General features: G+C 71.2%; 11 protein-coding genes. 5 read left to right on the forward strand and 6 right to left on the reverse strand.

The window, feature by feature from the left end; all coding sequences use genetic code 11:
* Positions 1-3: 3 nt before the first annotated feature.
* The 3 genes from ACGFIE_RS33315 to ACGFIE_RS33325 all read right to left on the reverse strand — a co-directional run bounded on the left by ACGFIE_RS33315 (position 4) and on the right by ACGFIE_RS33325 (position 2,545).
* Positions 4-240, reverse strand: a complete 237-nt coding sequence (locus ACGFIE_RS33315) for a preprotein translocase YidC (RefSeq protein ID WP_393302490.1) — start codon at positions 238-240, stop codon at positions 4-6.
* A 249-nt stretch (positions 241-489) separates the two neighbouring features.
* The gene (locus ACGFIE_RS33320; protein WP_393302493.1) at positions 490-1,377 is read right to left on the reverse strand and encodes a pentapeptide repeat-containing protein; all 888 of its coding nucleotides are present in this window, start codon (positions 1,375-1,377) and stop codon (positions 490-492) included.
* Positions 1,378-1,489: 112 nt separating this feature from the next.
* Positions 1,490-2,545 (reverse strand): DUF5919 domain-containing protein, encoded by a 1,056-nt coding sequence (locus ACGFIE_RS33325; protein ID WP_393302496.1) that lies wholly within the window; start codon positions 2,543-2,545, stop codon positions 1,490-1,492.
* Positions 2,546-2,711: 166 nt separating this feature from the next.
* On the opposite strand from ACGFIE_RS33325, the gene ACGFIE_RS33330 reads away from it, so the two are divergent.
* A complete protein-coding gene (locus ACGFIE_RS33330; RefSeq protein WP_393302498.1) occupies positions 2,712-3,320 on the forward strand; it encodes a hypothetical protein in 609 nt (202 codons plus the stop codon).
* A 7-nt stretch (positions 3,321-3,327) separates the two neighbouring features.
* On the opposite strand, the gene ACGFIE_RS33335 is transcribed toward ACGFIE_RS33330, so the two are convergent.
* On the reverse strand, positions 3,328-4,134 hold the full coding sequence (locus ACGFIE_RS33335) for an SDR family oxidoreductase (RefSeq protein WP_393302500.1): 807 nt from the start codon (positions 4,132-4,134) through the stop codon (positions 3,328-3,330).
* A gap of 43 nt (positions 4,135-4,177) precedes the next feature.
* On the opposite strand from ACGFIE_RS33335, the gene ACGFIE_RS33340 reads away from it, so the two are divergent.
* The 4 genes from ACGFIE_RS33340 to ACGFIE_RS33355 all read left to right on the forward strand — a co-directional run bounded on the left by ACGFIE_RS33340 (position 4,178) and on the right by ACGFIE_RS33355 (position 10,792).
* The gene (locus ACGFIE_RS33340) at positions 4,178-4,780 is read left to right on the forward strand and encodes an MBL fold metallo-hydrolase (protein WP_393302503.1); all 603 of its coding nucleotides are present in this window, start codon (positions 4,178-4,180) and stop codon (positions 4,778-4,780) included.
* Positions 4,781-5,177: 397 nt separating this feature from the next.
* Complete coding sequence (locus ACGFIE_RS33345; protein ID WP_393302505.1) at positions 5,178-5,849, forward strand: hypothetical protein; 672 nt, start codon at positions 5,178-5,180, stop codon at positions 5,847-5,849.
* Positions 5,846-9,052 (forward strand): helicase HerA domain-containing protein, encoded by a 3,207-nt coding sequence (locus ACGFIE_RS33350; RefSeq protein ID WP_393302508.1) that lies wholly within the window; start codon positions 5,846-5,848, stop codon positions 9,050-9,052. The genes ACGFIE_RS33345 and ACGFIE_RS33350 overlap by 4 nt, the downstream gene beginning before the upstream one ends.
* 21 nt (positions 9,053-9,073) lie before the next feature.
* Positions 9,074-10,792, forward strand: a complete 1,719-nt coding sequence (locus tag ACGFIE_RS33355; protein ID WP_393302511.1) for an AIPR family protein — start codon at positions 9,074-9,076, stop codon at positions 10,790-10,792.
* Positions 10,793-10,890: 98 nt separating this feature from the next.
* Here ACGFIE_RS33355 and ACGFIE_RS33360 read toward each other — a convergent pair whose 3' ends face one another.
* A complete protein-coding gene (locus tag ACGFIE_RS33360) occupies positions 10,891-12,321 on the reverse strand; it encodes a DUF6297 family protein (protein WP_393302513.1) in 1,431 nt (476 codons plus the stop codon).
* Complete coding sequence (locus tag ACGFIE_RS33365; protein WP_007459467.1) at positions 12,318-12,941, reverse strand: ABC transporter ATP-binding protein; 624 nt, start codon at positions 12,939-12,941, stop codon at positions 12,318-12,320. The genes ACGFIE_RS33360 and ACGFIE_RS33365 overlap by 4 nt, the downstream gene beginning before the upstream one ends.
* Between the last annotated feature and the right edge of the window lie 56 nt (positions 12,942-12,997).

The raw sequence follows: 12,997 nt of genomic DNA on the forward strand, positions 1-12,997 counted from the left end.
GGGTCAGCGGGTCGCGTCGGGGTGCCCCGGCATGCTCGATCCGCCACCGCTGCTGCCCGACGAGCCCCCGGCGACTCCCGAGTTGTCGCCCTCGGTCACGATCTCCGGCCGTTCGTCGGTGTCGGCCGGCGGCGGGACCTCGGTGTCCGCCTCGACCTGCACCAGCGGCACCTGACCGGCCTCGTCCTCGCTCTGCTGCGGGTCGCCCGGCTGCTCACCTTGGCGATTTCGGTAGCCCACGCCGTGCCCCCCGTCGATGCCGGTCCGCGTCGGCCGTGGCTACCCGGCGTCGTCACCCACGAAACCTCGCCCGTCGGCAGTCAGGCACCCGTTCGCTGCGGGGGGCCGTCTCCGGCGGGCCGCTCGACAGGCGCAGGGTCCGCCGGCCGGCGTCCCCGTTCCGCTCGGCAGGAGCAGGGCCCTCCGGCCGGCGGGGCACCTGCGGTGCCGGCGGGAGTGTGCCGCGTACACCGGCTTGTCGTGCCGCCGTCAGCGGCGGCGGCCCCGGCGGGTCGGGGCGGCGGCGCGCGCGGGGCGGCGCACCGGTGTGAGCGTCAGTGCCGTCCAGTGCGCCGGCCGGGTCAGCGTCGCCGGCAGGCCGGTGCGGACGTCACCCCGGGCGGCGTCCACCTGCGCCTGGTGCAGGAACAGGGTGGCGCCCAGGTCCGCGCCGCGCAGGTCGGCCCCGCGCAGGTCGGCGCCCGTGACGTCGGCCAGTGTCAGGTCGACGCCGCGCAGGTCGGCCCCGACGAGCAGCGCGCCGCGCAGGTTGGCCCGGCGCAGGTCCGTCCGGCGTAGGTCCGCCCCGAGGAGCTGTGCTCCGCGCCGATCGATCCCGCCCGGGGATCGGGCCGCGTCGCTGGCGCGCGACAGCAGCGGGTTGACGCGGGCCCGGTGCGCGTCCACGTCCACGGCGCGCAGCCGCGTCGGATCGCCCTCGGCGAGCGCGGCGATCTCGGCACGGGCGCGATCCAGCTCGGCGCGCAGCGCGGCCGGTGGGCGCAGCGACAGCGCCTCGGTGAGATACCAGAGCAGTTCGTGCAGCGGGCGCAGCACCGTGAACGCCTCGGCCATCGCGGGCAGCGTCTCCGGGGCGTCCCGCCAGTCCCGCCCACCGAAGGTGACCTGGGCGACCTGCTGGCCGGCCCCGAAGCAGTCGAAGACCGTGCAGCCGGCGAACCCCCGCTCCCGTAGCTCGGTGTGGATGCCGCAGCGGTGGTCCGGGCGCAGGTTCGGGCAGGCCCGCCCGGCCGGCTTGTCGATGGCGAAGTCGGCCGACGCCGCGAAGGCGGGAACCACGCAGCACAACCCGAAACAGCGCCCGCAGTCGGCGCGCAACTGCGCCGACCGCGCCGGCGGCGGGGGATGGGTCGACACGGGGAACGGTCCTCCTGGCGATCGAGGCGACGACCCCATTGTCCCGCGCCGCGTCCCGACCCACCGGGCCGGGGCTCACCGTCCGTGCGCGTCGCCTCCCGGAGGGGGTACGTCATTCCTCCGGTGGCGGCACCAGCCGACGGATCTCCCGCAGCCCGTCGCCGCCGCCGTATTTCTGGTCGAAGTGCCTGCGGACTGTCGCTACCGGCGTGCGGTCCCCGTCGACCGGCTCCGCCAGGGCGAACACCCCGGGGGCACCGCCCGGCGCGCGCGGTGGCAGCACGGCCCGTACGGTAAGCGGCCCCGTCGCCTTGAACCCGCCGCAGTCGACGTAGTGCTGCCCCTCCACGCTCACGTAGGGCACCTGCATCTCGATCACGTCGGAGTCGTCGTGGCGCAGCATGACGGCGACCGACCAGTACCGCTCCAGGTTCACGGTGGCCTGCTCGTGCTCCCACAGCTCCTCGAAACGGGCGTGCACGAATCCGCCCCACGGGCTGTCCATGTCCACCTCGAGCTGGGGCACGTTGAACGACAGCTTGCCGATCGGGAAGAACGAGATCAGCGCCCGGCTGTCCCACTGGTAGAGCTGGATCGACGGGGACGCGTCGTAGAGCCGGACCTGCAACCGGTGCCGCAGTCGGGCGTCGAGGCTGTCCTGGAACAGCGCCAGGTGCCGCAGGTTGGTGCGGATCTGGCGCGGCACGTCCACCCGCTGCCGCTCCAACTCCTCCGAGCGCTGCTGCGCGGCCGTGCAGTCCGGGTCCAGCAGGAGCAACTGCACCTGCGCCCCGTTGGCGAGCGCCGCCCGCATCCCCCGTAGCGCCTCCTCGCGTTGCGTGTCCTCCAGCAGGATCGTCCAGGTGTCGAGGATCCGCACCCGGCGTCCTGAGCGGTGCAGCCGGGTCACGAACGCGTGCTGGTCGAAGCTCAGGTGCTCCTGCACCCGCGCCCTGCGGGCCTCCTCGAACAGCGGGTCGAAGATGACGTACGAGATGGCGGCGAGCACCACGCTGGAGCCGATGTTGAGCAGCAGGTCGCTGAGGAAGCCGCTGCTGCGCCAGGCGGCCAACAGCATCACGAGGGCGATCCCGAGCAGCGCCCCACCGACGCCGAAGGCACGTCGTTGTCGGCCGCCACGGTCGCCCCGACCCGCCCACTCGGGCATCCGGTGTCCCCTTCCGTCAGGCCTGTGATCACCAGGATGCGGAGGATACGTGCCGGCTTTGCCGCTCGCTGTCCCGTTCGCGACCGACGCGTTCGCCGACCGGACCGTCCCCACCGCTTCTAAGGTGACGGTAAAGGGGCCGTGCGACTGCGGAGGGTGGCGGTGGATGGACGACGACGAACGCGAGAAGGCCCTGCTCGCCGCCCTGACCACCGAGCACTACGCGTTGCAGACGTCGCGCTCCGGCACGATCGCCGAGGCGACGGGCCGCGCCACGATCTTCCTGTCGGTGCTGTCGGCCTCCCTGATCGGGCTCGGCTTCGTGTCCGGCAACGACGCCGTGGTCCGGCCCTACCTGGGCGCGGTGCTGCCGACCCTGGTGATCATCGGCGTGTTGACCTTCCTGCGGCTGGTGGAGACCACCGTCGAGAACTCCCTGGACCTGCGGCGGATCCAACGCATCCGCGCGTACTACCAACACCGGTTCGCCAGTGAGCACGACTTCTTCGCCGACGCCGTGGTCGACGAGGGCAGCATGCGGACGGCCTGGACGCTTGTCGGCACCCAGCCGGGCCGCTGGGAGTTCCTGCTCACCACCGCCGCACTGGTGGGAGCGGTGAACGCGCTGCTGCTCGGGGTCGGCGTCGCCCTGGTGACGGGAACCGTCGGTCTCGGGCGTGGCCTCGCGATCCTGGTCGGAGCGCTGGTCGCCGTGGTGGCGTTCGCCGTGCAGTTCGCGTACATCGTCCGCACGTCCAGCGGGCGACTGGGCTGACGATTTCTCAGACCCGTCGCCAGTCGTCGCTCGTCAACGCGGAGGCCTGCGGGCCCATCAGCAGCATGCCGCCGTCCACGGGCCAGGACACCCCGGTGACGTAGCTGGCGGCAGGAGAGGCCAGCAGCGCGACCACTGCCGCCACCTCGCGGGCGTCGCCGGGCCGCCCCACCGGCACGCCGGGCCGCTCCTGGGTGAACGGGTCGACGTCCTCCTGACCCGTCATCGGTGTGGCGATCTCGCCCGGAGCGACGGCGTTGACGGTGATCCCGTCGGCGGCCAACTCCTGGGCCATCACCCGGGTCAACAGGCCCAGGCCACCCTTAGCGGCGCAGTACGCGGCGGAACCCACCCTGGGCGCGTGCTCGTGGACGCTGGTGATGTTGATGATCCGTCCGCCGGCGCCGGCGGCCCGCATCCGTCGGGCGGCCCGCTGCGCGCACAGGAAGGGCGCGTCGAGGTCCACGGCCAGCACCTCGCGCCACTGGTCCCAGCCGGTGTCGACGAACGGCGTCGAGGCGCCGGTGCCGGCGTTGTTGACGAGCACCCCGATCCCGCCGAGCCGGTCGGCCAACTCGTCGATCACCGCCGCCGCGTCCGGCAGGCCGGTGAAATCCGCCTCCGCGATCTCGCAGCGCCGCCCGGTGGCGCGGACCTCGGTCGCGGTCCGCTCGGCGCCGTCGGGGTCGCCGTACCAGGTGATGCCGATGTCGAAGCCGGCCTCGGCCAGGGCGACCGCGCTGGCCTTGCCGATCCCGGAGTCCGCGCCGGTGACCACGGCGATCCTCGGGTAGGTGTCGTATCGCTGGGGCATGCGGTGCGCAGTACCCCGACCCGGCGCGGCGTACCGTCGCCGGATGCGGATCACCCGATTCACCCACTCCTGCGTCCGCGTCGAGCACGACGGTGGGGTGCTGGTGGTCGACCCGGGCACCTGGAGCGAGCCGCGGGCCCTGGTCGGCGCGGACGCCGTCCTGGTCACCCACGAACACACCGACCACGTGGACGTGCTGCGCCTGGCCGGGCTGGGCGTCCCGGTGTACGCCCCGGAGGGCGCCCGGCTACCCGACCTCGCCCCGCTGCCGGTGACGCCTGTGCGCGCGGGGCAGCGCTTCACCGCCGCCGGTATCACCGTCAGCGCGCACGGTGGCCGGCACGCCGCCATCCACGAGGGCCAGCCGGACTGCCCCAACCTCGGCTACCTGATCGGCGACGAGCTCTACCACCCGGGCGACTCGGTGCACGTGCCGGACGAGCCGGTGCACACCCTGCTCGTTCCCGCCCAGGGGTCGTGGCTGCGCCTGAAGGAGGCGATCGGATTCGCCCGCGCGGTGGGCGCCGCCGCCGCGTACCCCATCCACGACGCGCAGCTCAACGAGCGCGGCCTGGCCAGCGTCGCCGGTTGGTTCGCCGAGACCATCCCCGGCTACCGCCACCTCACCCCCGGCGACACCGCCTGACCGAGGTCGCCATCGGTCGTCGTCGCACCGGCCCGGGAAGTTGCGGCGGGCTCGCAGGACGTGTGTCGGTACGTCTGGTCAGGCTCGATGTCATCACGAGTGCCGCCGCGCTGTGCCGGGCAGGCCGGCTGTTCGCTGATCTATTCCGGACGAGGCGGCAGAATCAATGCTTTTCAGTCTCGGTCGAAAGTCTGGAATATGACAGCGGTTCACGCCCGCTTGGCGCCTTGGTGGGCTCGCGCTCGCCACGATCGTGCCGCAATGATGCTCTTCTCGGGCGGCGTGGTTCCCATCCATGGCCGGTCCCTCAGGCATGCCGTCGTCCGTTCCCCTCGCACACCCGGAGAACTGCCCCATGTCGAACAAACCCCTCGGTACGTCGGCCAGACAGGCGCTCGTGGCGTTGATGACCCATGTCTCGGAGGCATCCAATTCGGAGTTGTACGAGCAATTCCGGATGCGGATCGACAAGAACATCCGGCAGGAACTTGAATCCGCCGGGTACATCGTCTGGCGCAAGGGCCTGCGCGGAGCGATCTTTCACGAGTTGACCGAGGATGGCTGGAAGCGGGCTCGCCGCGAGGTCGGCGCAGCCGCCCCCGAGCGGGTCTCGTCGGCATGGCTGCTGCATTACGGGACGCTGATGCACCTGGACCGACTGCTGGCGACCCGCAACCTGCAGTTGGCCGACCTGTACGTCGGCCCTCTGGGCATTCCCGGCGCGGAGACCGAGTCCTCCGACGACGTACCGACGCCGCCGGAGGGCGCCGCCCCATCGGAAGGGGAGCGGGCGGGCAGCGAGCCGGACGGTGTCGAGGATCGGGTGCGCGACGCGTACCAGCGTCTCGCCGACGCGCCGGGCAGGCTGGTGAGCCTGGCACGCCTCCGGGGGAGTCTGGAGGACGTAGCTCGCGACGACCTCGATCGTGTGCTTCGGGCAATGGACCGGCGGCGGGAGATCCACCTTGAGCCGGACCCCAACCGGAAGGCGCTGACGCAGGCGGTCCGGGACGCCGCGGTCACCATCGGTGGTGAAGACAAGCATCTGATCACGATCGACCACTCATGATCGACCAGATCCAGCGTCAGGCGCTGCTGGAATTGCGGCGGCTCGACTGGGCACCCACCCAGGAGGACGTCTGGTCCCCGCTGGACATCCACATCGACGCACTCAACGGTGAGGCCGGTGCCGCTCTTCTGCGCGTGTACCGGGAAGCGGTCGCGAGCAAGGGGCGAAGCCCGCTCGGACTGATCCTGGAAGGCCAGCACGGCGCCGGCAAGACCCATCTGCTGCGCTGGGCGCGTGAGCAGGTGCAACGCAGTGGCGGCTATTTCTTTCTCCTCGGGATCTCCGACGCAAGAGCCTTCTGGCCGAACGTCGTGCACACGCTCCTGCGCGGTCTGCGGCGCTCCGGTTCGTACCGGCATCCTCAACTTGCGGTGCTTCTCGATCGGCTGTGTGAGCGCGCCGCCGTGGGAAGGGAGTTGCGTGACCGAATTCTTGGACGACATCCACTGACAACGGAATCGCTCGACGCCTTCGTGACTGCGCTCCGGGGAGTGGACCCCGATCTGGGGCGTGAGTGCCGGCACACCCTGCGGGCCCTGGTGCTCCTGGCCACCAAGGACGATGCGGCTCAGGACATCGGTGAGGCGTTCCTTACGTCGTTGCCCGATGAGGACCGTGGTGAGCAGGCCCGGTGGGGCCTGCCGAGCCGAGCGAAGACGGCACAGGAGGTCGCGGAAGAGATCTCGCGTCTGCTGGCCAGCACCGGTGCCAGTATGTTCGCGGTCGATCAGATCGACACCGTCATCGCGCAGGCCCGTACCTCCGTCGTCAATCACGGCCAGCCGGATGCCGTGCCTTCCGAGTCTGTCGCCCTGGCCGAGGAACTCGGGCACGGGCTGATGCAGTTGCGGGAAGCGCTGCGGCGCACCGTGACCGTTGTGGCATGCCTGCCCACCTCCTGGCAGCTGATCAGCAACCACACCGTTGACTCGGTGCGCGACCGGTTCCGTCGGGAGACGCGGCTGAGTCGGCTGCCGTCACCCGAGGTGGGTGCGGAGCTGGTTGCCGCGCGCTTCGGGCCCTTCTTCGAGTCGGTCGGGTTTGCGCCGCCGTACGCGACCTGGCCGGTGTTGCCGTCGGCGTTCGTCGCCGCGCCTGACTACACCCCGCGATCCCTGCTGGAACGGGTGGATGAGCACCTTCGCGCCTGCCTCACGACCGGCAGTGTCGAGCCGCTGCACGAACTGGACCAACGGGTCGCACCACGGGAGCCGCAGCCGGCGGCTCAGCCGCAGGACGTGGAGTCGGTGCAGCGGCGGTTCGCCGAGTTGCGCGGATCGCTCGACGTCGACCACGCCATGGATCCCGCCTCCGAGGACGTCGAGATGCCCCGCCTGCTGGGGGCCGGCCTGCGGGCATGGGCAATCGAGCAGGGAGATCTGAACGGGCGGTACAAGGTCGTGCTCGGCGAGGAGGGCAATCCGTCGATGCATGCCTGGCTCCGGGAAAGCCTGGATGAGACGACCGAGGATGAGGCGCACTGGTCGTTCCGGGCGCTGTCGCACACGCACCATCGGGCTGTGCAGGCGCGGATCGAGCGGCTTCGACAGCTCGTCGGGCTGGATCCCCGCATCGACAAGCGGCGTGCGGTTCTGCTTCGCAACACTCGCTGGCCCAAGGGGCCGGTGACCCGACGTCTGCTGGACGAGTTCGAGGTTGCGGGCGGGCTGATCACCGAGGTGTCCACCGACGACCTGCGCACCTTCGCCGGGCTCGCGGTGTTGCTCGACGAAAAGGATCCGGCGCTCGGCGACTGGCTTCGCCTGCGTCGCCCCGCTGGCAACACCACGCTGTTCCGGCAGGTCTTCGGCCTGCCGCCGGACACCGCGGAGGCGCAGTCTCCCGGCCCTGGGCGACCCGGTGGACCGCCGGATCGGCCGGAATCGCCTACGAAGGAGTGGATCGAACCCGGCGACGCTCGCTGGACGGCGCCCGACGACACGACCCGCGAGGCGCGGCTCGATGAGACAACCGGTGGCGCTGGCCTCCTGCTGGGGACGGTGGTCGAGACAGGCGCGGCGATTCGGGTGCCGCTGGAGTCGTTACGCAAACACACAGTCATCTTCGCCGGCTCGGGATCGGGCAAGACCGTGCTGATCCGGCGGCTGATCGAGGAGTGTGCCCTGCAGGGGGTTTCCACGATCGTGCTCGACCCCAACAACGACCTGGCGCGGCTCGGTGATCCGTGGCCGGAGGCGCCACCGTCATGGCAGCCGGGCGATGCCGAGCGGGCCGCAGCTTACCTGCACGGCACGGACGTGGTGGTGTGGACGCCCCGCCGGGAAGCCGGCCGGCCGCTCAGTCTTCAGCCCCTTCCGGACTTCGCCGCCGTGCTCGACGAACCCGACGAACTCGCCCTCGCGTTGGACACCGCCGTGGCAGGGCTCGCACCCCGGGCACGCATGGGCGGCAAGACGGCGAAGATGGACCGTGGCCGGGCGGTGCTGCGCGAGGCGCTGGCGTACTTCGCCCACAGCGGAGGCACCGGTCTGCGTGATTTCGTCGAGTTGCTCGCGGAGTTGCCTGACAGCGCCACCACGCTGACCCGGGCGGGTGAACTGGCGCATGACATGGCCGAGACCCTCAAGGCGGCGATGATTCTTGATCCGCTGTTCGGCGGCACCGGCGTGCCCCTGGACCCGGGCGTCCTCCTGACGCCTTCGGCCGGTAAGCGAGCTCGGATATCGGTGATCAGCCTCGTTGGGCTCGCCAGCAATGAGCAACGACAGGGCTTCGTGAACCAATTGCAGATGGCGTTGTTTGCGTGGATCAAACAACATCCCGCCGGTGATCGCCCGCTCGGCGGGCTCTTCGTCATGGACGAGGCGCAGACCCTCGCGCCGTCGGGCGCGCTGACGGCCTGCACGGAGAGCACCCTCGCCCTGGCCAGCCAGGCCCGCAAGTACGGCCTCGGTCTGATCTTCGCGACGCAGGCGCCCAAGGGCATCCACAACCGGATCGTCGGCAATGCCGCAACCCAGTTCTTCGGCTTCCTCAACAGTCCGATCCAGATCGCGGCGGCGAAGGAGGTGGCGCAGGCCAAGGCGAGTGCCGTCCTGGACATCTCTCGACTGACTGCCGGCCAGTTCTATGCGGTGGGCGAAGGCCTCGGCTTCCAGAAGCTGGCAACACCGATGTGCCTCAGCCACCACCCGACGAGCGCGCTCACCGTGGAAGAAGTACTGATCCGGGCCCGGAGTTGACAGACCGGCAGGGGGAACAGCATGGACATCGTCATCGACAGCCTGGTTCGCAAGTTTCAGACCGACCGCGACCTCGTCGGGCTGCCACAGGACGAGGCGTTCGAAGCCTTCGCGGGCTTCTGCGTGCTCAGCTCGTTCTACGAGAGCGACTTCAGCCCGGATGTCTTCCGGATGGGTGGCGGCAACGACCTCGGCATCGATGTTTTCGGCATCCTGGTCAACGGCGAGCTCCTGCACGACGAGGCCGACGTCCGGGCGGCGACCGAGCAGGCACGCCAGTTGGACGTACGGATCATCGTCGTGCAGGCGAAGACCAGTCCCAAGTTCGAGTCGAAGGTCATCGCTGACCTGGCCGACAACCTCGCGCACGTCGTCGACAAGGCTGACCTGCCGTATCCGGCGTCCCAGGACGTGGAGAACCTTCGCGGGTGCCTCCGGGCGGTCTATGCGAACATCGCAAAGTTCTCCGGTGGTCGGCCCAAGCTGCACGTCCGGTACGTCACCACGGGTGGCCAGGTGGCGGACATGCTGCGTAAGAAGGCGGCATCGGCCGAGCGGGGGCTCATGCGCTCCGGCCGCTTCGACATGGTCGACGTGCGCTGCGTGACGCGCGACGAGTTGCGTGAGTTGTACCAGCGCGCCACGCAGGCGGTACCGGCCACCTTCGAGATGCTCAAGAAGCTCTCCCCACCGACCATGCCCGGTGTCGTCCAGTCACTGTTCGGCCTGCTGCCCGCTCGAGAACTGGTGTCCCGGGTGCTCACCGATCCGGCCGGCAACATTCGCAAGGCCCTGTTTCACGAGAACGTGCGGGACTTCCAGGGCTACAACGGGGTCAACGGCCAGATCCGTGACGCCATCCGAGATCCGCTGCAGCACCGTCGCTTCGCCGTGCTGAACAACGGCGTCACCATCGTCACCCGAGGGCTCAACGTGGTCGGCGACGAGGTGCACATCCGAGACTTCCAGGTCGTCAACGGGTGCCAGACCTGTCACGTGTTGTTCGACGAGCGGGATCGACTCACCGACGACGTGCAGGTCAGCGTACGGATCGTGCACAGCGAGGACGAGAAGGTCATCGCTGGCATCATCGCCGCCACCAACCGGCAGACCGCGGTGAGCGAGGAGGAGCTTTCCACCCGGGAGGACTTTCACCGACGGTTGGAGGACTGGTTCTCGGCGCAACCGGCGCCGCGCCGACTGTGGTATGAGCGCCGATCCAAGCAGTACGCCACCCGGAACGAGGTGGAGAAGACGCGAGTGGTCAACCGTGCCCAGCTCACCCGTGCCTACGCCGCGATGTTCCTCGGAGAGCCGGCGGCCGCCGGTCACTATCGCGATCTGACCCAGCGCCACCGCGATGCGCTGTTTCAGGAGGACCACCTCCCGGACGCGTACTATGTGGCGGCTGCCGCCCATTACCGCCTCGAATGGCTGCTGCGAACCAGGCGGATTCGAGCGACGCTGCGGCCCGCGCGCTATCACCTCATGGCGGCGATGCGGTGGCAGGTTCTCGGAGCCGAACGCCTCACCAGCAATCCCCGCCGTGGCAGTGAACAGTGCCGGCGGCTGCTCGATCTGGTGTGGGATCCCGGTGCCTCGGAGCAGGCTGTCCTCAAACTCCTGCCCACCCTCGGCCGCATCATCGACGCGGAACAGCAGAGTGGGGTGCCCCTCGGGCAGATGGTCCGCAACCGCCGGTTCGCCGACGCCGTCCGTACGGCGGTGCTGCAAGGATGACGGTCGCGCCCTCCGCGCTCCGATGCCCCACAGCTGGGGCAGGTCGACAGGGCCGGCGGCGGACTTCCGGGGCGAGCCACACCGCCGGGGAAGCGGAGTCAGCCCAGGAAGAGCTGGACGAGCACCAGCACGGCCAGCAGCGCCGGCCCGCGTGAGCCCTGGCGCAGCAGGTCGACAGGAATCATTCCGAACGGCGTGTTGACAGTCGCGCCGCCGTAGTTGATCGGCGGACGGGTGCCCGCCCGCCAGGCGGCGGCCACCACCCCGACCGCCAGCGTCGGCACCAGCCAGGCCGGCCCGGCGTCGAGGGTCGGCAGGCTCGGCAGGGTCAGCAGCCACCACAGGACCGCGCCGACCGCCGGCACCGCCACGTGGATTCCTCTCAGCGCCGCGTCGCTGCCGCCGAGGGCCCGGCGCAGCCCCGGTGACCGGCTGACCGCGCGCAGGCCACCGGTGAGCCGGTCGGTGGCGACGTACGCGAACACCACCTGCGTGGCGCCGGCGAGCCCCGGCAGGGCGAGCGCGGCGGCGTACTGGACGCCGATCAGCCCCGCCCAGATCAGCAGGGCGCTGGGGTGGCGGCGCAGCCGGCGTACGTCGGCCTGCAGCAGCGCCCACCACGCGGGCCCGGGCAGGAAGCGGCGGCTGCGGACCCGGCCGATGCGCCGCCACCGCCGGCTCTCCACCAGGCTGGTGAGCATGCTCGGGTCGAGCAGGATCGTTGCCGTCGCGGCGGCGTTGGCGAACTGCGCGCCTGTCGTCAGCGTGGCCCGGTCCACCCGGGGCAGCGCCCTCACCGCGAGGGCCGTGCCGAGGACCGCGAGGGGCACCCCGACGGCGACCAGCGCGCCGGTCGGCAACGCCGCCGGCCGGGGCAGCGCGTCGCCGAGGCGACCGGCGATCACCACCACCGTCGCGACGACGGCGGCCGCCACCATCGGCGCCGCCCCGACCACCGTCGGCCAGCGGCGACCGGCCCGGCTGCTCTGGGCGACGACGCTCAGGGCGAGCGCGGCGGCGCCCCACCCGGCGCCGGCCGCGGCAGCCCAGCCCACGGCGCCCAGGTCGGTGACGCCGCCCAGCACGGCCACGGCCACCGCGAGCAGCGCGGTGCCGGCCGCCGCGCCGGCCAGCAGGACGCCGAGACGCGGCGCCAGCCAGGCCCGCCTGTCGACCGGGGCGCTTGTCACCCAGCTCTGGGTGGCCGGGGTCACCAGCAGCGGACCGAGCGCGCGCAGACCTCGCCAGGCGAGCCCCGCGCCGGCCAGCAGCGCGGCCACCGCCAGCCACCAGCGCACCCCCTCATCGGCCCGGCCGACGGTGGGGGAGACCAGCACGTCGCGGCTGGCGCTGACCGCGAACCAGCCGTACATGCCCACGAAGAGCACGACGACGTACGCGTCGCCCAGCACGTCGCCGAGGGAGTGCTCGTGGTGGCGGCGGCGGGCCCGGCGCAGGTGTGTGCGTACCTGGCGGGCGCTGGGCAGCCCGGCGGGCACCTCGGCGATCGTGGCCGGCGGGGCGCTCACCGACCGATCTCGATCCGCTCGTCGACCACCGCGTCGATCAGCTCCGGGTCGTGCGAGGCCAGCAGCACGGCGGTGCCGGCGTCCCGTTCCCGGCGCAGCCGGTCGGCCAGCCACTGCCGGCCGCGGACGTCCAACCGCTGCTCGGGCTCGTCCAGGATCAGCACCCGTCGTGGGCGCACGAAGCACGACGCCAGCGCCAGCCGGCGGCGCTGCCCACTGGACAGGGTCACCGGCAGCTGGTCACGGGCCGGCTCCAGGCCCAACTCGGCGAGCACCTCCTCGACCGGCTCGGCGTCGCCCCCGTGGGCGTACGCGACCAGCTCCAGGTGCTCGACAACCGACAGGTCGGGGAAGAAGTCGATGTCGTCCAGGGCGGCCGCGACCAGCGCCCGCACCTGCGGATCGGTCTCGTCGGCCCGGCGGCCCTGCACCAGCACCTCACCGGCGTCCGGACGGTCCGCGCCGACCACGCACCGCAGCAGGGTGGTCTTGCCGCTGCCGTTGGGGCCCAGTACCACCGCGATCCGGCCGGCCGCCAACGTGAAGCTCACGTCGTCGAGCACGACCAGGTTGCCGAAGTTGCGGCTGAGTCCCCGCACCGAGAGAGCGTCCACGGTCACACACTCTCCCAGACCCGCGCCACCGGCCAACGTGAGCGATGGACATCACGCCGCCC

Source organism: Micromonospora sp. NPDC049275, assembly GCF_043197115.1.
Lineage (GTDB): Bacteria > Actinomycetota > Actinomycetes > Mycobacteriales > Micromonosporaceae > Micromonospora.